Genomic DNA, 22,988 nt, shown 5'->3' on the forward strand with positions numbered 1-22,988 from the left:
AAAGACCGCCGTTTAGCTGATGTAGAAGAGGAATTGGCTATCGTAAAAAAGGCGGTGCACATCTTCAGCAAACCAAAGAATTAAGGTTTCAATTCATTGAAGATCATCGCTCTGAGTTTCCAGTGGAGAAGATGTGCAGCGTGCTTAAAGTATCCAGGAGCGGCTATTACAAATGGCGTACGGCAGCACCGTCCGAACAGCAAAAACACAAAGAGATGCTAACAGAGCGGATTAAGTTTCACTTTAAGGACTCTGATCAACGGTACGGAAGTCCAAGGATCTGGAATGAACTTAAAAAGGAAGAATTGCGGGTATCTGAGCGTACTGTCGGCAAGATCATGCGTGAACAAGGCCTTCGCTCTTGTATGTCAAAGAAATTCAGAGTAACAACAACGGATTCGAAACACAATGAACCCATCGCTCCAAATGTACTCGAGCAAGACTTTTCAGCGACAAAACCCAATGAAAAATGGGTAGCTGACATTACCTACATTCCCTGTCGTGAAGGAAAACTGTACTTAGCAAGCGTAATGGATCTGTATACGAAACAGATTGTAGGCTGGAAACTGAGCGACAGCATGACGACAGACCTCGTGCTAGACGCATTAAAACAAGCCTATCGCGCAAAGAAGCCTAAAAAGAATCTTATTCATCATTCTGATCGTGGCGCTCAGTACGCGTCCAGTGACTACCGTAAACAGCTCAAAACCTATCGAATGAGAGCTAGCATGAGTCGTAAAGGGAACTGCTATGATAATGCCTGTATCGAGGCATTTCATAGCATTTTAAAGCGCGAACTTATTTACTGCACCCCGACATTCAAAACGAAGCAGGAAGCCTATGAGAAGCTGTATCGTTACCTTGAATTATTTTACAACCGCAAAAGATCCAACAGTACGCTAGGCTATGTGTCCCCTCTACGCTTTGAGCAGCAGTATTATAGACGCACTGCCTGAAAATTAGGAGTGTCCACTTTCTTGACAGAAGAGCAGTTTTCCAGTTAGATGACCGTTTAGTTCAATTAACGCCAAATTAACGGGAGGAATTCCTGTTAGATTCCGCTCCGTTTCGAAACAAAATAGAGGCTGCTCGCTAGGTTATTTAACCTTTTGAGTCAGCCTCTTTCCACGCATCTTTATGGTAAATTCGATGATCCCATCAAGTATCGATCGACTTCACGAGCCGCTGCGCGGCCTTCGTTGATCGCCCAAACCACGAGGCTTTGCCCACGGCGCATGTCACCGGCAGCGAAGACACCGTCCACGCTCGTCGCGAACTTACCGTAGTCAGCTTTCGCGTTGGAGCGCTCGTCTTTGACGACGCCGAGTTGATCCAGCACCGTGTTCTCCGGTCCTGTGAAGCCCATCGCGATCAGTACCAGCTGAGCTGGATATACTTTCTCACTTCCGGGTACTTCCACAGGAACGAACCCACCCTTCTCGTTCTTCTGCCACTCGATAAGCACCGTGTGCAGTTCCTTCAAGTTGCCATTCTCATCCCCCACGAATTTCTTCGTGTTGATTAAATATTGGCGCGGATCTTCGCCTTGCACGGCAGCCGCTTCTTGTTGGCCATAGTCCACCTTATGGACTTTTGGCCATTCCGGCCAAGGATTGTTCGCAGGACGCGTGTCCGGTGACTTCGGCATAATCTCAAACTGCGTAACACTCTTCGCTTTGTGACGCAAAGATGTACCCACGCAGTCTGTACCCGTGTCGCCGCCGCCGATGACAATAACATCCTTCCCTTCGGCGGAAATGAACGCGCCGTCAGCGTGCTCGGAATCCAGCAAGCTCTTCGTGTTCTTGCTCAGGAATTCCATCGCCAAGTGGACGCCGCCTAGCTCACGCCCCTCGATCGGAAGATCGCGGCCTTTTGTTGCCCCGCCGCACAGAACGATGGCATCGAATTCCTCTTGCAGCTTCTCGATCGGATAGTTCACACCGACATGAGCGCCGGTAACGAACGTGATGCCTTCGGCTTCCAGCAGGTCCACACGACGCTGGACGTACTTCTTATCCAGCTTCATGTTCGGAATGCCGTACATGAGCAATCCGCCAACGCGGTCTGCACGCTCAAACACGGTGACCCAGTGCCCGGCTTTGTTCAGCTGCGCTGCTGCAGCGAGTCCGGATGGCCCCGAGCCTACGACAGCTACCTTTTTACCTGTGCGCACTTCCGGAGGCTCAGGTGTAATCCAGCCCTCATCGAAGCCTTTATCAATAATGGCTTTCTCGATGCTTTTGATCGTAACCGGTGTATCCTTCAGACCTACCGTACACGAGCCTTCACATGGCGCCGGGCAAACACGTCCCGTGAACTCTGGGAAGTTGTTCGTCTTATGCAGACGGTCCAGAGCCTCTTTCCACTGACCGCGATACACCAGATCATTCCATTCCGGAATGAGGTTATTGACTGGGCAACCAGCGGCCATGCCGCTGATCAACGCCCCTGTGTGACAGAAAGGAATCCCACAATCCATACATCTAGAGCCTTGCGTCTGCAATTTATCTTCTGTCAGCGGCGTCGCAAACTCCTTCCAATGTCCAATCCGGACTAGGGGAGCAGCTTCAGTTGCCACTTCACGACGATGTTCTATAAAACCAGTTGGTTTACCCATTTACGTTTAATCCCTCCTGAGAGTTTTCGCGAGAAAACTTACTTCGTAAGCATCTGCTGAGTTTTTCACCAGAAAAACGGGCATCGGAAGCATCTCCTGTTTTGCTTCAGCAAAACTTACTTCGTCAGCATCTGATCTGATTCGTTAATTTCCACCGACCCGAGAAACGTCCCTCATATTCGCCTCGAAAGCAACCATGATGGCTTCTTGTTGGCTTAGTCCGGAGCGTTTCACCTTTTCGATAGCATCAAACATCCGTTTGTAGTCCTTCGGTATAACCTTCACGAACTTCCAAACGTACTCATCCCAGTGCTGAATAACTTGGTGGGCAACGCTGCTATCCGTAAATGTGGCATGATGCTGAATCATCGTTTTCAGTTCGTTCATTTCATAGGTTTCTTCCAACTGCTCAAGGTAAACCATTTCTTTGTTCACCTTACTTGAGAAATCGCCCTTCTCATCCAGTACGTAGGCGATACCGCCAGACATACCTGCTGCGAAGTTGCGGCCCGTAGAACCAAGAACAACAACACGGCCGCCAGTCATGTATTCACAACCATGGTCGCCAACACCTTCGACAACCGCTCGCACGCCGCTGTTTCTTACGCAGAAACGCTCGCCTGCAATCCCCCGGATGTAAGCATCCCCGTCGGTTGCGCCATAGAACGCGGTATTCCCAATAATGACGTTGTCTTCAGGAACAAAATGAGACTTACTGGAAGGGAAAATAGCCAGTTTACCACCGGATAATCCTTTACCAACGTAGTCATTCGCATCGCCTTCCAACGAAAGCGTGATCCCTTTCGGTACAAAAGCACCGAAGCTTTGACCAGCAGAACCATTAAAGTGGAGGCGGATGGTATCGTGAGGTAAGCCGTCCACGCCGTGATGACGTGTAACCTCACTACCTACAATCGTTCCGACAACACGGTTGACGTTCGCAATTGGCAGGATGGCGTGCACATGCTCCTTGCGCTCAATAGCAGGCTCACAAATTGCGAGCAGCTTCGTTACGTCCAAAGAGCGATCCAAACCATGATCCTGCGACATTTGGCAGAATCGGCCTACATGCTCGCCCATCTCTGGTTGGTGCAGAAGCGGCGATAAATCGACGCCCTTAGCTTTCCAATGCTCGACAGCTTGCTTAGACTCCAGCACATCTGTGCGGCCGACCATCTCTTCGATGGTGCGGAAGCCAAGCTCAGCCATCATTTCACGCACGTCCTGCGCGATGAAGGTCATGAAATTGACTACATGCTGCGGATCCCCGGTAAATTTCTTGCGAAGCTCCGGATTTTGCGTAGCAACCCCAACCGGACAGGTATCCAGATGGCACACGCGCATCATTACGCAGCCGATGGTAATGAGCGGAGTTGTAGCGAAGCCAAACTCCTCAGCCCCTAGCAGGGCAGCTACGACAACGTCGCGCCCCGTCATCAGCTTGCCGTCTGTCTCGACGACGATACGGCTGCGCAGGTTGTTGAGCACGAGCGTCTGATGCGTCTCCGCCAGACCGAGCTCCCACGGCAGTCCCGCATGGCGAATACTCGTCTGCGGCGACGCGCCTGTTCCTCCGTCGTAGCCGGAGATCAGGACAACGTCCGCTTTCCCTTTGGCTACGCCGGCAGCGATGGTGCCAACACCGACCTCGGATACCAGCTTCACGCTGATCCGTGCCCGCGGGTTGGCATTCTTGAGATCGTGGATCAGCTCAGCTAGATCCTCGATCGAATAAATATCGTGATGCGGCGGTGGCGAGATCAAGCCTACGCCTGGCGTAACACCGCGAACCTCGGCTACCCAAGGATACACCTTGGTTCCCGGGAGCTGACCGCCCTCGCCGGGCTTCGCGCCCTGCGCCATCTTGATCTGAATCTCGTCAGCATTGACGAGATAATGGCTTGTGACGCCGAAGCGGCCGGACGCCACCTGCTTGATTGCGCTGCGGCGAAGGTCGCCGTTCGCATCCGGCGTGAAGCGCTCCGGATGCTCGCCGCCCTCGCCGGTATTGCTCTTGCCGCCGATGCGATTCATCGCAATCGCAATCGTCTCATGCGCTTCTTTACTGATGGAGCCATAAGACATGGCTCCCGTCTTGAAGCGCTTAAAGATCGACTCGATCGGCTCCACTTCTTCGATCGGGATCGGTTGTCGGCCTTCCTTGAAGCTCAAAAGCCCGCGCAAAGCCATATATTTCTCATCCTCACGTTTGATGAGCTTCGAGAAATTCTTATACATCGCGTAGTTGTTCGTACGAACGGCTGATTGTAAGGCATGCACCGTTTCCGGTGTATAGAGATGGTCTTCTCCATCTCGGCGCCACTGCAGATCACCACCGGTATCGAGTACCTTATCGCGTCCCTCTTGCTCGGAGAAAGCGCGGTTGTGGCGGATCAAAGCTTCCTTAGCCACAATATCGATGCCAATCCCGCCAACAGGTGTATGCGTCCATGTGAAATACGAATCGATGAGCTCTTGGCTAAGTCCAATCGCTTCGAAAATTTGCGCCCCGCGATAACTCTGGATCGTGGAGATACCCATTTTCGCCAGGACTTTAACAACGCCCTTCGTCACCGCTTTCATGTAGTTATAGGTCGCTTTCTCAATATCAACACCAACAAGCTGTTTGCGCGCTATCATGTCGTCTAACGTTTCCAACGCGAGATACGGGTTAATAGCCCCTGCGCCATAACCGAGCAGCAAAGCAAAATGGTGCACTTCACGCGGTTCGCCCGACTCTACAAGCAAGCTGACCTTGGTCCGTGTGCCTTGGCGAATCAAATGGTGATGAAGACCCGAAGTCGCAAGCAGCGCCGGAATCGGCGCCTTACGGAAATCCACACCGCGGTCTGAGAGAATGAATAGCGAAGCGCCTTCCACAATGGCTTGATCAGCCGCAGCATAAAGGTCTTGCATAGCCCTTTCCAGACCTTCTGTGCCTTCGGCCGCCTCGAATAGAGTAGGCAAGGTAACTGTTTTGAAGCCATCGCGCTTAATATGACGCAGCTTCGCCAACTCTTTATTAGAAAGAAACGGTGATTGCAAACGTATTTGTCGACAGCTCTCCGGTTCAGGGTTAATCAGGTTGCGCTCAGGACCGATTGTCGTGCCTTGAGCTGTAATAATTTCTTCGAAATTCGCATCGATCGGCGGGTTGGTAACCTGCGCAAACAATTGCTTGAAATAGTTATATAACAGCTGCGGTCGATCGGAAAGCACAGCAAGCGGGGCATCCGTCCCCATTGAACCAATGGGGTCTACACCCGTTTTGGCCATTGGCTCCAGTGTCTTACGCAGTTGTTCGAAGGTATAGCCAAATGCGTGCTGACGCTGCAGCACCGTGTCATGGTCGGAACCGAGCACGATTGGGGCATCTTCCAATTCTTCAAGGGAAACCAGGTGCTCGTTCAGCCAATCGCGGTAAGGCTGTTCGCCAGCGATGCGGCTTTTGATTTCCTCATCCGTCACGATGCGTCCTTCAACCGTATCAACAAGCAGCATGCGTCCCGGTCTGAGACGATCTTTGTACAGAATACGCTCAGGCTCAATATCCAAGACACCCACTTCTGAAGCGAGTACAATTAAATCGTCGGTAGTGACATAGTAACGCGATGGCCGCAAGCCATTACGGTCAAGGATTGCTCCAATTTGACTGCCATCGGTGAAGGCAATTGCTGCCGGACCATCCCACGGCTCCATCAATGTACTGTGGTACTCGTAGAAAGCCTTCTTCTCATCATCCATCGTTTCGTGCTTGGACCAAGGCTCTGGCACCATCATCATCGCTGCATGCGGCAGCGAACGCCCAGAAAGCATGAGGAATTCTAAGGTATTATCAAACATTTGTGAATCGGAGCCATCGGTATCAATAACAGGAAGAATGCGCTTGAAATCTTCACCGAATAATTCGGTTTCGCACATAGCCTGACGGGCGTGCATCCAGTTCACATTGCCACGGAGGGTATTAATTTCACCATTGTGAATCAAATAGCGGTACGGATGTGCACGTTCCCAGCTCGGGAATGTGTTCGTACTAAAGCGGGAGTGAACGAGTGCGAGTGCGGAGTCTACTTTCTCATCTTGCAATTCCAAATAATAAGCGTCGACTTGCTCAGGTGTTAACATTCCTTTATAGACAATCGTTCTGCTAGACAAGCTAGAATAGTAAAATTGCGAATCACCATGAGATAATTTGATAGCGTTTTCAGAGAGCTTACGAATAATATATAACTTACGTTCAAAATCCAAGTTGCTCGAAACATCTTCACTTTGACCAATAAACACTTGGCGTACAAACGGCTCTGCTGACTTCGCGGAATCTCCCAATGAACTGTTGTCCGTTGGAACGGTTCTCCATCCGAGGAATTGCTGCCCTTCTTGTTTGACAATTCGCTCAATTATACTCTCACATGCTTGGCGCGCCTCCAAATCCTGAGGTAAATAGACCATACCGACACCATAGCTGCCAGCAGCAGGGAGCTTTATATTTTCCTCCACACAAGCGGACTGAAGATACGTATCCGGGATTTGCATCAATAAGCCTGCCCCGTCACCCGTATTCGGTTCACTGCCTTGACCACCGCGATGATCTAAATTACAAAGGACACGAAGCGCCTGTTTGACGATTTCATGTGATTTGACACCTTTGATATTGGCGACAAAGCCAATACCGCACGCATCATGCTCAAACCCCGGATCGTACAATCCCTGTTTGGGAGGTAATCCAATTTTAGTCATGTTGTGCAACCTTTCTTTCCTCTTTTTTGGTTGTACTCTTCATCCTTGCTGGATGATGGAGTCATTTACCCTTGGACGCACGCGTTAAAGCGCTAAAAAGTGATGACACGCGAATGCCTATTCCATCTAAACCAAGCTAATTAATTAGCTAATTAATTAGATGAAATATTCTCAATATTTTTTATATTATATTAACACTTGATATCTTATAGTTCAATTCAAAAATAATTATAATGAGAAGGTTTTCATTATAATAGATTCCAGTCCGCCATAGTCGCCTGATTGTTCTGTAAATTATCCTTGTTGCTTTGTGATTTCACCGCTAAAAGGATGACCCGCTGCTATAAGTCTCTACCTTTAAATTCAATCGTTCTCCCACAGCCGGACCCGACTTGCCATCCCATACCGCAGCGCCTAAAATAATGATACAATCACTAGGAGTTCCATGGGGATGTTTCCAAGTAAAGTTAACTTTCCACGAGCATCCAGAGCCAAGTTTTGAGTTTCTTTTTCATTGGCCGATGATAGCGAACATTCTATGTTTCATGCTATGATAGCTTATACCGCTGCAAAGAACATACATCCAGATTCCACAGCCTAGGAGGAACTCTGTTTTGAGTATACAGCATACTTTTTCAACCGGAACGATCTGGGAGCCTCTTTATCAATGGCACATGCAGGCCCATCCGATTGAAGTTGAGCTTTTCCGGTCGCAGCCGGTTCGCCGTCTGAAATTTTTGCATCACTTCGGGGCATCTGCGCTATTTTCACCGATGACACATTCCCGTTTTGAACATACCGTAGGCGTCTGGTCATTGATGGCTCACTTTTGCCCAGATGATCCTCATCTGCGCATTGCTGCGCTACTGCATGATATTGGACACTTGCCTTTCTCTCATGCGGTTGAGAGAACACTTGGGTTCGATCATCATCAGCAGACTGAGCAATTGATAAGGCGCGGTGTCGTTGCTGATATTCTTATCAAGCACGGCATTTCACCACCGTCGATTGTCGATATTTTGAATCAAGACAGCCCTCTTACGAATAAAACGACACTTCTCGGGCTCGATCATCTGGATAGCTTTCTAAGGGATACTTATTATGCCGGACTACAAGTACGGTCCCCCTCAGAGATTGTCAAAGGGCTTCGCTTACGCGGTCATTACGTGGAAGCTGATGAAGATACAGCTGCTGCGCTCGTTCATGCGGTCGTCGAGGACCACCGGCTCTTTCTGAACCCGCAGTTTCTTGCGATGGATGCTCTGCTGGCCAAGGCCGCTGCTCATCACTGCGAGTCGAATCCCGGCATGAAGGAACGTATTCCTTCCCTTATGGATCATGAATTGATCCAGGAGCTTTTGCAAAGCAACAATACGACTTCCAGGGAAATCATTCATGTGCTGATGTACGAGCCCCAACGGATTCAAATCACAGGGGAGCCTGTTCCAGGTAGTATAGAAGTCAAAATTCGAAAGCTTTACAAGAAACAGCCGCTTATCGGCGATAAACTCGCCTCAGAAGCAAGCTTTCAATCCGCCGTCAAACTAGCAGAGCTTGATAGCATGACAGCCACCTACTTTTTTACCATTTAAATACTTACATTTATTTCATCCGCAGAGGGGAATGGCCCAGCTTGGCAAAATTGTATTTCCGTTATGGCACCATGAACAGTGGCAAATCCATTGAAGTTTTACGTGTTGCACACAATTATGAAGAACAAGGAAAGAAAGTACTGCTTCTCACGTCCGTCGTAGATGACCGTTTTGGGGTTGGCAAAGTCGTCTCCAGAATTGGCATGCAAAAGGTCGCTACCGTCGTAGACAAGAACTTGGATATGATTGCACTCGCGAGCACAGAACGCCCAAACTGCATTTTGGTTGACGAAGCGCAGTTTTTGAATAAAGAGCAGGTTGCTCAATTAATTGAAATTGTGGACGAATTGGATATTCCCGTTATTGCTTATGGGCTCCGGGCTGATTTCATGGGGCAATTATTCGAAGGAAGCGATGCTTTATTAGCTGTAGCTGACACGATCGAGGAGATCAAAACGGTTTGCTGGTACTGCGACAAAAAAGCGATCATGAATATGCGCTGCAAAGATGGAGAACCGATCTTCCACGGCGAACAGATTCAAATTGGCGGTAATGAAAGCTATGTACCTGTGTGTCGTAAATGTTACGCATCAAAGCGGAAATCTTCACAAATTTAAAGGCAATACTTATCTATAGGTTACAAAGATATGGTTTTATTAAGAAAGGTGAGTTCCTTGCGAAAAAAACGGATTTTGCTCTTATCCGAGGGCTTCGGGAAAGGTCATACGCAAGCGGCTCACGCGCTTTCAGTGGAGCTTAGGCAGAGCTCATCTGAGATTATTACACGTGTGATCGAGCTTGGTGCTTTTTTGCATCCTACCTTGGCACCTTGGATCTTTTCGGCATACCGCCGCACGGTTACATCACAACCCAAACTCTATGGTATGCTTTACCGTAATCAATATGAAAAGACGCCTAGCCGCGTTGCAGGGCTTATTCTGCACCGTATTTTCTACTCCCAAACAAAAGCGATCATCAAACAGCTAAAACCAGATGTCATCGTTTGCACGCATCCTTTTCCGAGCATTATTGTCTCTCGTCTCAAAAGAGCTGGACTTGCTGTTCCCCTCTTCACCGTCATCACCGATTACGACGTTCACGGCACATGGATTGATCCGGCTGTAGACAAATATTTGGTTTCAACACCGATGGTAAGAGAACGCTTGATTGGCCGCGGCGTGCCGGAAACACATGTTGAAGTCACAGGGATTCCTGTGCATCCTAATTTCCGTTTGGAACATAGCAAAGAGCAGATTCGCCAAGAATTCGGTCTAAAAGCAATGCCCACGGTTATGGTAATGGGCGGCGGTTGGGGTGTATTTAAAAAAGAAGAAAAAGAAGAACTGCTGACGTACTTGGCAAGTTGGAGCAAGGATATCCAGCTTATTATCTGCTTGGGGACGAATGAAAAAGCGCGTCAACAACTACTCGAGGAAGACGTATTCCGGCAGCCTAACATACATCTGATCGGTTACACAAGCGAGATTAACAAGCTGATGGATATCTCCGATCTGCTCATTACGAAGCCTGGCGGGATGACCTGTACAGAAGCGATGGCCAAAGGTATTCCGATGCTCTTCTACAGTCCAATTCCAGGTCAAGAAGAGACGAACTGCGACTATTTTCAGGAACAGGGTTATGGTCAGAAAATTATATCACTAGAGATGATAGATCACTGGTTCAACTTGCTGCTTGAACAGTATCCGGAACTTGTGAAACGCAGGATGGACATCCGTAACCACCAAAAATATACGGCGCAAGACTGCTCCGCAGCGATCATTCAATACCTAAAGTTATCGGAGAAGCGCTCCTATCTGCAGGCATCAACAACAACACCGCTCATACAATGGTATTAACCATGTAAAGGGCGGTGTTTTATTTATGGATCCCCTTCACCGATTTGGCAAGCAGTTCATCTTCACTTATTTGCTTATCTGGTTCGTCGGAAGCCTCTGGATGATGGCTCTGCTGGGCAGCGACTCTGTTCAGGGGAAGCTGCTTGGTGTCGACGTAAATCTGTACCACGAGTATGTGAGCTTTGGATTTGCGGGAGCTTTAGGCGGAGCGCTGTATGGACTGCGCATGTTCCATGAGCATTACCATGACCTCACCACCCAATGGGTGTACTGGTACCTGATGCGTCCAATACTATGCTTCGGATCAGCGATTATTACGATCGTCTTATTCGAGAGCGGCATTCTGCTGCTGCAAGTCGGAGACTCGATGGCCGCTCGTATCAGTGTGGCGTTTCTTACCGGTTATGGATACGGGAAATTCATGGAGAAGATTCGTGCATTGACGAATACGTTTTTCAATGGAAACGCGAATGCGAATGGGAGCAGCAGCGGAAGCGGAAATAATGGCGGTGATCAACCTAAGCCCTAATAAGATGATGCAAAAAGACATGTTGCCCTGCGCAGCATGTCTTTTTTTGTTCAAAATAACCATAAGAGCTATACGCTCCAAATGAATATTGAATTGGATTGGATTAATTGGAGATTATAATTTTGTCACCTACTTGTATAAAGGAGAACACCATGAGAATATTCTTGATATTGTGTATTTGTCTTTTTTTGATCCAGCCTGCTGCTAATGCTAATTCTGCCCCTAAGAAAGATCGAGCTTATTATGAGACACGCGGAGAAATCGTTTGGGAAGTAAACACCGATGAAAAAGTCATTGCACTAACGTTCGACGATGGTCCTCACCCTGCGTACACACCTCAGATTCTGGAACTGCTAAAACAGTACGAAGCTAAAGCCACTTTTTTCGTTGTTGGCAATAAAGTAAAGCTTTACCCTGACGTTCTAAATCAAACCATACGCGAGGGCCATGAGATAGCTAATCATACATATACCCACGCCTATCTAAGCAAAAAAAACAATATCAAAAAAGAAATTAATAAAACAGAGGAACTTATCTATGACACAACAGGAAAGCGATGCCTATTGTTTCGCCCACCTGGAGGATTTTATAATGAACGGCTTGTAGCTACTGTCCGGGCTGAAGGCTATAAGATGATTATGTGGAGTTGGCAATTGGATACAAAGGATTGGAGTACGCCAGGAGTCAACAAGATTGTAAATCGCGTATTAAAGAATGCGAAAAACGGAAATATTGTGTTATTTCATGACTATATTGAAGGTCCTACACAGACCATAGAAGCCTTGAAAATCATTTTGCCAGAATTAAAAAATAGAGGATATCAACTTGTTACCGTTTCACAGCTTCTAAACTATAACAAAGCTCTCCCTGCAAAAATTAATTAGACAGACATAGATATGCCTAAATCTAAAAAGTGATTTGAAATGGAGTGCTTTGCAATGGCACATTTTAAGCTGCGTTATTGTTTGATCCTTTGTGCGCTGCCGGTTTTGTCTGGATTCACAGCATCCGCTGGCGATTCCGTCATGACCGAGATTATGAATGAAGCTCCAAAAAAGCGAATCTTACCTATTTCCGCCAGAATTGATCGTGTTGAAGGTGCTATCCCTGGATACAATGGTCTGGAAGTCGATATTCAAAAGACATACGAAATGAATAAGAACAACCTTGGCGGCAGATCTATTCATTATGTATATAAGGAAATACCGCCAGAGATTCATCTTAACCAGTTAGGAGCAGCCCCTATTTATCGCGGCAACCCTCAAAAACCCATGGTTTCCTTCATGATCAATGTTGCATGGGGAAATGAATATCTACCACTAATTCTTGATACACTGGACAAGCATCATGTAAAAACAACTTTCTTTCTGGACGGATCTTGGCTGAAAAAAAATGTGACCACGGCCAAACAAATCCTGAACCGCGGTCATGAAGTATCCAATCATGCGTATTCTCATAAAAAAATGAGCCAATTAAGCAACAGCCAAGCCTACCAAGAAATCTCGAAAACCGAGAAACTGCTCTCCCAAGAACTACAGGTAAAAAACCGATGGTTTGCTCCCCCGTCGGGTGATTTCGATAAAGAAACCGTTGAAGTTGCTCAAAGTATGAAGCTGAATACAGTGTTGTGGACGTTAGATACGATTGATTGGAGAAATCCAAGCCCGCAAACCATTATTCATAAAATAAATACAAAAGTGGACAATGGTTTTTTAATCCTCATGCATCCTACTCCATCAGCAAGTAAAGCCCTAGATGGCATGATTACCGCTGTAAAGAATAAAGGATTGCACGTTGGTACTGTAAGCGATGTTTTGTCTACTAATCGGGTTCCAGTCGGTGAACAGTACTTTGGGACCGAATAACTTGGAACTTTTGGGGGAGTTACAGAACGCCGATGGGATTTCATGGGTGAATTAGACAGGGAAAAAGCCTTTCTATCAGCAGGTCTCTGCTTCCAGAAAGGCTTCTTCTTCATTTCGCTGCATCAAACGTATGCACCTTGTTCCAACTGACGCCACCGCTAGCGGTGGTGTACATCACGCTTGGCTGCTCATTGCCATTCGTGATGAGCCAGCCTTGATTGATGTCTGCCATAGCCAGCAGCAGTTCACCGTAACCTGTGAACGACTCCTTGCCGTTCACCCAGGTCTTGCCGCCGTCCTTGGTCCACCCGACGGAATTCGGTTTGTCGCAGCTCGGGCACTGCCCGCCCATATAAGCTACGTCTGGACTCACGACGTATAGAGGTCCCGGCTTGCTGCCCGTGTTCTTCGGCCCTGTGTTCTCACCCGCAGGGAAACCAGGGGCTGGTCCACCTCCGGCGGTGCTGTTTGCCAGAACCGTCAGCCAGTTCTTCCCGCCATCTTTCGTGTGAAACAACGAATACGAGGTTTGGGTCATCCCCGATTCACCAATGAACTCAACCCAAACATCGTTTACACCTACAGAACGAATAACGACACCGGTTAGTGAAGCTGCTGTATTGCGCGACATCACCTTATTCCATGTCTTGCCGCCATCCTGTGTGCGCTGGACTTCTATTTGATCTTTGACTTGTCTAACTGCCCATCCATGATTGGCATCATGGAAATAGGCGTCCCCTTTAATTCCCTCGGGTACTGGCAGGGAAGTCCATTTTGCGCCTCCATCCACGGTGTGTGCATTTCCGCTAAATGCTTCCGTCTTCGATACAAAATGAAGGAATGCCTGATTCGGCACTTTACCAACGGTTGTCCAGTGCTGACCACCATCCTTCGTACTTAGCAGTTTACCTTCATCACCGATTGCTGCCCAAGCATCTTGATTATTCAGAGCGAACAACTGCTTAATGTCGCCTGTCCCCTCATATTGAACCTTCCATTTCACGCCGCCATCATCTGTCCGTGCGATCCAACCTTTGCCGCCGATCCAGCCGGATTTGGCATCAGCCAGCCTTACCGCGGTTACCCCGTTCATCGATACCTTCGATGGTGTTTCATTCCCTTTATTAGGAACCGCTGTCGAACCAGGAGCTGGCGTGTCAGCCGCCATTGTCGGTTGTGGCGTGATCGTTGCACTAGGTGCAGGTGAATTGGAAGCATTCCCTGTTCCGCTTGCTGTACCAGAAGATTGACAACCTGTAAGTGCGAATAATGTTATTGCCAAAAGCGTAAATGTTTTTCTCAACATCATCATAGCTCCCTTCCTATCTAATCCTTCATCCATCTTATAGACGTAACTTTCACAGGAAAAGTTGAGCCCCATACCTATTTTAAATTGGCAGATTTAGTATGTCCCATAGCGTATTGTGCTTATGTTAAGCAACACTAAGTAATACTTAAGCTACAAAAATGACTGACATCCCTATCTAGCAAAATAATAAATTAGGCATGACTCATCCCATTGACGAATACAATCGAATCAAGGAGGGGGACATTGTTACGGAAAGGAAGAGGATCGGTTGAAATTCATCTGGGGTAAAAAAGAACTCACCTTAATGATCATTCCGGGCGCCAACCACCGAACCGTAAGATTCAAGCTTCCACACAGCAGTCTATATATTGTGCCAAGCTTGATCCTGCTCGTGTTGATTGGATTTTTTGTCACGATTTACTTAATGAATATCTACTCCCATCAAACGAGAACCAGCATGCAGCAAACGTTCGATGGACAAGAACGCCAACTGGTTAATCAAATTACACTTAAAAATAGCGAACTGGAACAGCTTCAAAACAATTTGATTGACTTATCCCAGCAAGCGAATGAATTTAAGGTGAAGTTAGAAGAAATTAAGAAACTGGATCATGTCATTCAGTTAATGAGCCAGCCAGAAGGAACAAACGGGACAAGCAAAAAGCTTTCTATGGAGAGTACAGAATCTCTGGGTGGCGTACGCTCTGACGTCGGTGGCAGCGAGGTCCCTGTTACCTCACAAGAAGTAACTACTTTGGTCAGCAGCACCAAACAAGGACTAACTTCGTTAGTTGGGGATATTAACGCCCTTCTTGTGAATTTGAGCGAATCCGAAGTCAGGCTGGAAGAAGCCGAGCGTCTACGCAGCATTACACCGACACTTTGGCCAACGACGACCCACCTTATTACATCAGGTTTCGGCATACGAAGAGACCCTTTTACGCTTAAGCCGACCAAGCATGCCGGGCTTGACCTCGATGGTGAGACCAATGACCCCGTGTATGCCACTGCTGCAGGTAAAGTCGTAGAAGCCAGCTTCGACAACGAACATGGCAATCATATTATTATCGATCATTCTCGAGGGATACAAACGGAGTACATGCATCTGAATAAAATGCTCGTCAAACGCGGAGAATCAGTAACGAAAGGTCAAAAGATCGGCCTACTCGGATCCACGGGACGAAGTACGGGCTCCCATCTGCATTATGAAGTTCATAAGAACGGCGTCCAGATTGACCCCTCCCCTTATCTTATTACCAATAGAAAGGATGAACCCTAATGCTTGGAAGCTCAAAGACGAAGCGAATCGATACGAAAACTACCGACACATTGATCGGGGGCAGTACGATTTGTGAGGGAAAAATCATGTCCGAGGCCAGCCTTCGCATCGAAGGCCAGATGAACGGCGACATTGAGTGCGCAGGCGACATCACGATTGGCGAGAACGCCGTTGTGCAGTCCAACATCCAAGCACGCGATGTCATCGTGGCCGGCAAGGTGAAAGGCAATATCCACACCAAAGGCAAGCTCATCGTGACCAGCTCCGGCGTGCTGGTTGGCAATATCGATGTCCGCTCCTTCATTATTCAGGAGGGCGGCATTTTCCAAGGAAGCAGTGCGATGAACCTCGCAGCTGTTAGTGACAAAGGCGGAGGCAACGGCAAAGTCATCGATGCCAAAGCACATAAACAGCAGAAGAACGAGCAGCAGGCTGCTTCTGGCGGGAACTAAACATTGGAAGTAAGCAAAAATAGAGACTGCCTATCAGCTGGCCTTTTTGGCCAGGTTGTGGGCGGTCTCTATTTTGTTCTGTGCAATGCAATGGCACCATACCTTCTCTCGCTCCTGAAAACGGTAAAAGTAGAGTCTGTGGAGCTCTTTGACTCCTCGAAGCCTCGAACCTCCCTAATTGAATTCCTAGTTAGAGCGAATTCAAGGCAGCTAACAAAGCCTGCGTAAGTGCAGTCTTTTCAATCGAGTCAGACTGTTTGGAAGAAATTCCTGCAAATATACAGTATTATTGCAGAATTTCTGCCTGAACTTGAGAAGAGTCGCAGAAAAGTGTATTTTTGCAGGGATTATATTTATCGAGCTAAATATGAGGTAAATGGATGTATAATTGCATTTATTCTACAAAAGCTGAACTGCGCTTCGTTGAAGTTCGTATCGCACGATGTTTTTGCCTGCTGCTCCTGTAACAGCGAAAAACCATCCTTTCGTACAGAGCGACTGCAGCGTTCGAACGGCAGTTCGGTGATTGATGCCTAAATGAGTCACTACATCAATAGGCCGCAGCGGACGAGCGAGTCTGCAGACGAGACGAACGATTTCCCTCTCCGACACGCTGCTCGAGCTTGCGGGAGATGATTGCGACTGATAGCGACTAAGCAGCATACGCAATAACGTGATGTATAGCTCTGGACGATGAGCAACGTCATCATAGGCAAAAGATATGATCTGGAATCCCATAGCAGATAGAAATGTTTCCCGGTTCAGTTCGTTGCAGTATTTTTGTCTGTCCATATCCCGAACATGCGAACCGAAACCTTTGATTTCGATGATCAGTTTTACAGCTTGCGTCAGCCAGGCGAAATCGCAGAAATAGGATAGGCCGCGCCAATCGAGTACTTCGAATTCCGGATGTAAATCGTCGAAATTTCCTAGGAGAGGCCACCATATGTTCCTGCAAAATAATCTCTCGGCTTCCCGGTGTCCTCGCTCCAAGCGGCCTCTTCTTTCTCCCCTTCGCCTCTGTAAATGGTTCTGAATAAAATAAGCATGTGACTTCTCAAACGTCATCTTCAACCTCCCCTCACAAATGAAAAAAAAAACGACCCAGCTCCATCTGTTGAGGAATGGAGCGGGACGTTCTTCGTCTCGTTGAGATTATTATAATGCGAATTCGTTCGGTTAACCAGTCCGAATATTGGATAATTATTCCTAATTTATGAGCGGAGCAGGCTGCCAAGGAAGGAGAGCTTTCTGATGCTGAGAATTTCCGTGTTTCTTACCTGCGAATATTAATCACAATCGTGAGGATATAACGGTACTAAAGCAAACGGCTATCCCCTTGGGAAATCACGTTTTCATTGGACACCCGATTGCGCACAAACTGCGCGAGCAAGCGGGCCCCGTAACCGGTCGCACCTGCCGAATGCCAGCCTTGAGCAGACGATACATCTTTTAAAGAGGCCATATCGATATGGGCCCAACGAAGCGATGGCTGGACGAACTTACGCAAAAATAAAGCTGCCGTCGTAGCCCCTGCTTCTCCGACCCTGCTGATGTTGCAGATATCCGCATAATCACTATGCAGGTAAGCCTCATATTCATCGACAAGCGGGAGCTGCCACACTTTTTCGCTCACTTGCTTCCCCGCTTGTACGATCTCCGCCACCATAGCGTCCTCCCCCCAGATTCCAGCATACTTGGAACCCAGCGCGGCTCCGCAAGAATAGGTCAAGGTCGCAATATCAACGGCTTCCACTGCCCCAAGGCGATGAGCATGAATTAAAGCGTCGGCTAGCACCAAGCGGCCTTCCGAATCCGTATTGCCCACCTGAACCGATACACCATTCGGATATTGCAGCACCTCGCCAGGCAGCAATGCCTCCCCGTCAGGCATATTTTCGGCAGCAGCAATCAGCACAACAACGTTCGCCCGAACGTCCCCAGCAGCAAGAATATCAAGCGCGCCTATCACGGCAGCCGCCCCAGCCATATCCATTCGCATATCGCTGATATCGAAATCCTTTTTCAGACTGATACCACCTGTATCAAAAGTAATACCTTTACCAATTAGAGCCGTAAGCGGCAATGCCTCATCTGTACAATAGCGCAGCTCCAGAAGCGCTGGAGGATACTTGCTGCCTTTGCCCACGGCAATCAAGCCGACCATACCATGCTGCTCCAGACGCTCCCCTTCATAAACGACAGCCTCAACCTTCGTATGGGCAAAATGTTCCATCGTCTTCTCGATAAGAGTCTTCGGACGCAGCATATTGGGAGGCTCATTCGCGAGATTGCGGGCTAGAATCGCTCCCTCTGCATAAATGCATCCCCATCGTACCGCTTCGTTCAACACTTCGAATCTTGCTTCCTCTTCCTTTACTACATCTGCTTCTGTTTCAGTGAGAAAGTGCAAGCTTACTTCCGCTTGTTGGGTCTGTTTCGTCCGATATACCTCGAACGCATAGGTGCCAAGCTTCCAGCCTTCCACCCAAGCGGTTACTGCTTCCGTTTCGCTCATGACAACCGAATGCTCACAGCGCTTCAGCAGCTCGCCCAAATTTATGCCTACTCGCGCTTTCTTGTGCTTATGAATCGCACGTCCTGCATTGCCCGCTGCCTCGCGGATTCGTTCCGTATCCAGGCGCGAGGCCTCTCCACAACCAACCAGCAGCGCGTGACGTTCTCCAATACGGCCATGAAGCCAAGTCAGCGCTCCTCGTTCTCCCATATGCGGCAGAAGTGAATAGGCTTGCAGCCATGAAGGAAGGCGTGTCGCTCCCATCTCTTCGATGTCGTCCGAGCAGATGGGAACAATGAGAGTCTGGGCATCATTTTCTCCACCAACCGTAAACGTCATCTTAAGATACCTCCATCTTCTAGCCGCTGCCATGTTTCAAAGGAATGCCTTCCTTCTTGCAGACGAATAACGCGAGCACCCCGAGGTAAGTCTCCGTAGGTGCTGCAGCCTGTCACTCTGCCAAAACATAACCGAATATCATGCAGCGTACCACAGTAATCATTGTCATGATCATGACCGACAAAGGTTCCCATCACATCACCCATTTCCACCATGGCAGCAAACAAACCGCTGTTGAGTTTGGGACAACATACCTCTTCGTGCTTGGTACCGCTCACTTTCCCCAGATTCCATACATCGTTGTATTCAGGAAGCGAATATGGAAAAACGCGAGCCCAGGCAATATAGCCCCGCTCCGTTCGCGGAGAGCAAGCGACTGCTGCTTATACCAATGCACCTGATCCGAGGCAATCCAAGCATAGCCGCCCACTGATTCTGGTGCCATCACGCCGGAATCGAGAAAATAAAGAACAGCAGCCGGTTTACCGGATTGCACGCTTTGAATCGTATGCATGTAATTGCCAACGCCGCTGAGATCTAATGGTCCTGCTTGCGAGTAGCAGGTCTTATGCTCCAATGCAATCGCCATCAGTTCCTCACGTGTCACATCCGCCTCCGCATCGTGATTACCGAATACGTGCGCCCAGGGTACACCTGACTCAACTGCGGGAGCAATAGCTCTGCGAAAGGATGCTGAAGAGTCAGATACGCCATAGCTTGAAATCAGATCGCCCGTATACACGATGAGATCCGGCTTCTCCGCCGCCAGCACCGCACTGACTAAAGCGAGCGTCCTCAAATCCTCTTCATTGTCCTTGTCGCCTCCTATATGCAAGTCCGTGAGCTGTACAATAGTAAATGTCCCGTCCTCCCGGAACCTCAGATCGTCCGCCATTCATCCCTGCCCCTTTCTAATCGCAGTTTCAAATCATCGACAAATCCCTCGTTATACCACCTCAGAATGGTCAGATCCCTGTTCTTTATTTTGCCTAATAAAAGCTTCCAGCCCTTCCCGATCCGGGGTACCGGTGCTGCCGCCATAAGCTCCGACGGACATGGCTCCACAAACGTTGCCATATAACAGGCAAGTCTCGACATTTAACCCTGTTAAGAACCCATACATGTAACCGGCATTAAATGAATCTCCTGCTCCTGTCGTATCTAAGGCTTTGACCGAGAATCCGGGGCAAGACGTTTGCAAACCGTCTTTCATAGCTACGGCTCCTTGCGGTCCGAGCTTGATTACAACATGCTTGCAGAAGCCCGACATATAGCTTAAGCTGTCATCTATGTGTTCGAAGCCCGTATAGTGGTGCGCCTCGGTTTCGTTCATCAGAAAGACATCTACATAACGCATCAATTCAAACACCCCGGAATGCCATTCTCCGGTATCATCCCACCCTACATCGCAGGAAAGTGTGACTCCCATCTCTTTCAACTTCTTAGCCATAGCAACGAATTCGTCATGGTTGCGTCGTCCTCTATAACCGGTTACGTGGACATGTCTGCCTGACGCTACTTGAGCTAAATCCAGCTCGCTTACTTGCATCTCCGCGTTTGATCCTGCATAGGTAATGAAAGAACGATCCTGTTCCGGATTAATCGCTATCGTTATGCCTGTACGACTCGTTTGGCTAGTCAGGATCAGACTAGTATCGATACCATATCGACCAAACTGTTCCCGGATATAATGACCGTAGCCATCATCTCCAAGAACACCGTTAAATGCTACATGCAGCCCTAGCTTCGCTAACGAGATCGTGAATAGAGCCGCACCTCCGCCTACATGCATCAACATATCTTCGACAAAAATTTCTTGTCCAGGCAGCGGAATCTGATTACAGCCCACCACTACTAAATCAATATTGGCATCGCCGATGACAACCGCATCAAATTTGTTCATTCCGCACTTCCTCTCCCGCTCCGTTCTCTGTCCTATCTCTCAGTTTGATAGGCCCTGCAGCTGTCGCGAACGACAAGTTTATGTCCCAAGATCAAATCTTCCCGCGGACTGAATGTAGGATCTGAAATTAATTCAATCAGCGTATCCACCGTAATTTTCCCCATGTCCTGAATAGGCTGCTCCATGGAGGACAAGCGTGGACGAACGAGCTCCGTCAGTTGGCTTCCATCAAAGCCGATGATGGATATATCGTCCGGCACTTTTAGCTGATGGTCATGAATGCAGTTCATAGCTCCAACCGCCATATCATCACTTACTGCAAATAAAGCGGTAGGACGAGGCTCACAGGCAAGCAGTTCCTTCATCAGATTGTATCCGCTCTGCGTCTTATAGTCACCGAACCGGATATAGTCATTCATAGTCCTGACCCGGTGATCTTTGAGAGCATTGCGATAGCCCACATAACGGTTCTGTCCTGAGGTGATATCTCTCATATCCCCGCCAATAAAGGCAATTCGCTCGTGTCCGAGCTCAATTAAATAACGGGTCGCATCATAGGCCGCCTCGTAATCATCGATAATGACAGAAACGAACTTATGATCTACAGGTCTTACACTTGAAAAGATGACCGGGATATCCAATTTATTAATAAAACTGCGAATGTCATCGCTTAATTTTTCATGCATAATAATAATGCCGTCTACACGCATCTCTTTAAACACATTCAAATATTTTAGCTCTTTATCCGTATCCTCGATAATGTTGCAAACCAGTAGGTTATAATCATTCAAGCTCGCCGTTTCCTCGATACTGCTCAAAATAGTGGAATAGAAGCTTGATGTCAGATCGGGAACAATGACGCCAATCAGGTTCGTTTTCTTCCGGACCAAACTCCTCGCGATGTGGCTTGGGGCATAACCAAGCTCCTCAATTACGCGTTTCACTTTGGCCTTCAGATCGTCCTTCACGTATTTTTCTCCGTTTAACACTCTGGAAACTGTGGTTACGGATACTCCCGCTTTCTTGGCTACATCTTTAATTTTTGGCGCCATGATTATCATCCTTCCTTACTTGCAGCATGCACATTTTCTCTGTTATTCGACAAATATCGGCTGAGCAAACGCTCCAAATCCACCTTCTAAGTAGACAGCAATGCGGATATATCCTTCATCGCCCTTGACCTTATACTTCACTTGATTGATTCTTCCTGTTTCCTCATGCAGTATACGGCCTTCTTTACCGATCAATGTCACATATTTATACATTTTATCATAGAATGGGCTCGACCGAAGATCATAAATAATTTGACCGTCTTCTACCCGAATTCCATCAAATCCATAGCCTGTAGAAACATAAAAGCTGCCTTCACGAATCGCGGTAAGAATAGCTCCATTCGTATTTTCTTCTGTGAGCACCATGTTCCAGGCTCGTTTCTCCTGCCCATAGACGTGTGAGTCATCATTTCCGAAACCCCATACCCTTCGCCCTGCGGACAATAGGTAATCCCATTTATCGAACGCGATATCGTATTCTGGATTTCCGTCCCCATTCACAACCTCAATGCCATTGTACCTCTGCATGCTGAGCATATCCTCATGCCGCCAATAATGGGAGAAAAAACGGTTCGGATGAGCCAATATGGATAAGCCGCCGTTCTCCACACATAGATCGGAAAGTCTCTGATAATTGGTAATCGAAAATTCATTGGAGTAGCCGTCCATGAGAGATCTCGGAGGGTGGACAAGCAGCATATGCGTTTGCGAACTGCTCACCTCAATGGCTTCAAATACAGTCCCTATCGTGTGCTCACCCTCATGCTCGGTAATCAGATCATGATCCGATATGCCTAGAAAATCATAATCATGATACATGCTGTACACCGTAGAAAGCGGATGATGCCCGTCACTGTTAGTCGTGTGGTTATGAAAGCTGCCTCGCAGCCAGATACCTTCTCTGTCATAAGGATTTGTTATTACAGTCACTTACAAC

The 22,988-nt window shown here is 48.0% G+C and carries 19 protein-coding genes; 9 read left to right on the forward strand and 10 right to left on the reverse strand.

The genetic code is table 11. The annotated features are described in order from the left end of the window. Positions 1-95 precede the first annotated feature (95 nt). A complete protein-coding gene (locus G519_RS50100; RefSeq protein ID WP_244280087.1) occupies positions 96-956 on the forward strand; it encodes an IS3 family transposase in 861 nt (286 codons plus the stop codon). A gap of 179 nt (positions 957-1,135) precedes the next feature. Here the strand turns inward: G519_RS50100 and G519_RS0109850 are convergent, their stop codons facing one another. Next, on the reverse strand, positions 1,136-2,620 hold the full coding sequence (locus G519_RS0109850; protein ID WP_029194535.1) for a glutamate synthase subunit beta: 1,485 nt from the start codon (positions 2,618-2,620) through the stop codon (positions 1,136-1,138). A gap of 144 nt (positions 2,621-2,764) precedes the next feature. After that, positions 2,765-7,357 (reverse strand): glutamate synthase large subunit, encoded by a 4,593-nt coding sequence (gene gltB, locus G519_RS0109855; protein ID WP_029194536.1) that lies wholly within the window; start codon positions 7,355-7,357, stop codon positions 2,765-2,767. A 614-nt stretch (positions 7,358-7,971) separates the two neighbouring features. On the opposite strand from gltB, the gene G519_RS0109860 reads away from it, so the two are divergent. The 6 genes from G519_RS0109860 (at position 7,972) to G519_RS42480 (ending at position 13,199) form a co-directional block, all read left to right on the forward strand. Further along, positions 7,972-8,949 (forward strand): HD domain-containing protein, encoded by a 978-nt coding sequence (locus G519_RS0109860; RefSeq protein WP_084160096.1) that lies wholly within the window; start codon positions 7,972-7,974, stop codon positions 8,947-8,949. Positions 8,950-8,990: 41 nt separating this feature from the next. Continuing rightward, positions 8,991-9,566: a thymidine kinase gene (locus G519_RS0109865; protein ID WP_029194538.1), complete on the forward strand. Its 576-nt coding sequence runs from the start codon at positions 8,991-8,993 to the stop codon at positions 9,564-9,566. Positions 9,567-9,623: 57 nt separating this feature from the next. Next, on the forward strand, positions 9,624-10,805 hold the full coding sequence (locus G519_RS42470; RefSeq protein WP_064743420.1) for an MGDG synthase family glycosyltransferase: 1,182 nt from the start codon (positions 9,624-9,626) through the stop codon (positions 10,803-10,805). Positions 10,806-10,830: 25 nt separating this feature from the next. Next, the gene (locus G519_RS42475) at positions 10,831-11,334 is read left to right on the forward strand and encodes a hypothetical protein (protein ID WP_064743422.1); all 504 of its coding nucleotides are present in this window, start codon (positions 10,831-10,833) and stop codon (positions 11,332-11,334) included. A 152-nt stretch (positions 11,335-11,486) separates the two neighbouring features. Beyond that, complete coding sequence (locus tag G519_RS0109880) at positions 11,487-12,218, forward strand: polysaccharide deacetylase family protein (RefSeq protein WP_173185800.1); 732 nt, start codon at positions 11,487-11,489, stop codon at positions 12,216-12,218. Positions 12,219-12,272: 54 nt separating this feature from the next. After that, the gene (locus G519_RS42480; protein ID WP_051253293.1) at positions 12,273-13,199 is read left to right on the forward strand and encodes a polysaccharide deacetylase family protein; all 927 of its coding nucleotides are present in this window, start codon (positions 12,273-12,275) and stop codon (positions 13,197-13,199) included. A 109-nt stretch (positions 13,200-13,308) separates the two neighbouring features. On the opposite strand, the gene G519_RS0109890 is transcribed toward G519_RS42480, so the two are convergent. Next, positions 13,309-14,511, reverse strand: coding sequence for a WD40/YVTN/BNR-like repeat-containing protein (locus G519_RS0109890; RefSeq protein ID WP_051253294.1), 1,203 nt, complete (start codon positions 14,509-14,511; stop codon positions 13,309-13,311). Between the two features lie 265 nt (positions 14,512-14,776). On the opposite strand from G519_RS0109890, the gene G519_RS0109895 reads away from it, so the two are divergent. Beyond that, on the forward strand, positions 14,777-15,787 hold the full coding sequence (locus G519_RS0109895) for a M23 family metallopeptidase (protein ID WP_029194541.1): 1,011 nt from the start codon (positions 14,777-14,779) through the stop codon (positions 15,785-15,787). Further along, positions 15,787-16,239, forward strand: coding sequence for a bactofilin family protein (locus G519_RS0109900; protein ID WP_029194542.1), 453 nt, complete (start codon positions 15,787-15,789; stop codon positions 16,237-16,239). The genes G519_RS0109895 and G519_RS0109900 overlap by 1 nt, the downstream gene beginning before the upstream one ends. Before the next feature lie 399 nt (positions 16,240-16,638). Here the strand turns inward: G519_RS0109900 and G519_RS0109905 are convergent, their stop codons facing one another. The 7 genes from G519_RS0109905 to G519_RS0109930 form a co-directional block, all read right to left on the reverse strand. Beyond that, the gene (locus tag G519_RS0109905) at positions 16,639-17,307 is read right to left on the reverse strand and encodes a DUF559 domain-containing protein (protein WP_029194543.1); all 669 of its coding nucleotides are present in this window, start codon (positions 17,305-17,307) and stop codon (positions 16,639-16,641) included. A 250-nt stretch (positions 17,308-17,557) separates the two neighbouring features. Beyond that, positions 17,558-19,096, reverse strand: coding sequence for a leucyl aminopeptidase family protein (locus G519_RS42485; RefSeq protein WP_051253295.1), 1,539 nt, complete (start codon positions 19,094-19,096; stop codon positions 17,558-17,560). After that, on the reverse strand, positions 19,093-19,374 hold the full coding sequence (locus tag G519_RS53265; protein ID WP_307720085.1) for a metallophosphoesterase family protein: 282 nt from the start codon (positions 19,372-19,374) through the stop codon (positions 19,093-19,095). The genes G519_RS42485 and G519_RS53265 overlap by 4 nt, the downstream gene beginning before the upstream one ends. Beyond that, positions 19,371-19,991 (reverse strand): metallophosphoesterase, encoded by a 621-nt coding sequence (locus tag G519_RS42490; RefSeq protein WP_307720084.1) that lies wholly within the window; start codon positions 19,989-19,991, stop codon positions 19,371-19,373. Before G519_RS42490 ends, G519_RS53265 begins: the two co-directional genes overlap by 4 nt. Before the next feature lie 51 nt (positions 19,992-20,042). Then, positions 20,043-20,999: a carbohydrate kinase family protein gene (locus G519_RS0109920; protein WP_029194544.1), complete on the reverse strand. Its 957-nt coding sequence runs from the start codon at positions 20,997-20,999 to the stop codon at positions 20,043-20,045. A gap of 32 nt (positions 21,000-21,031) precedes the next feature. Then, entirely contained in the window at positions 21,032-22,051 is a 1,020-nt protein-coding gene (locus G519_RS0109925; protein ID WP_029194545.1) for a LacI family DNA-binding transcriptional regulator, read from the reverse strand. A gap of 42 nt (positions 22,052-22,093) precedes the next feature. Then, positions 22,094-22,981, reverse strand: a complete 888-nt coding sequence (locus tag G519_RS0109930; RefSeq protein WP_029194546.1) for a CehA/McbA family metallohydrolase domain-containing protein — start codon at positions 22,979-22,981, stop codon at positions 22,094-22,096. Positions 22,982-22,988 lie beyond the last annotated feature (7 nt).

Source organism: Paenibacillus alginolyticus DSM 5050 = NBRC 15375, assembly GCF_000422905.1.
GTDB classification, from domain to species: Bacteria; Bacillota; Bacilli; order Paenibacillales; family NBRC-103111; genus Paenibacillus_E; species Paenibacillus_E alginolyticus.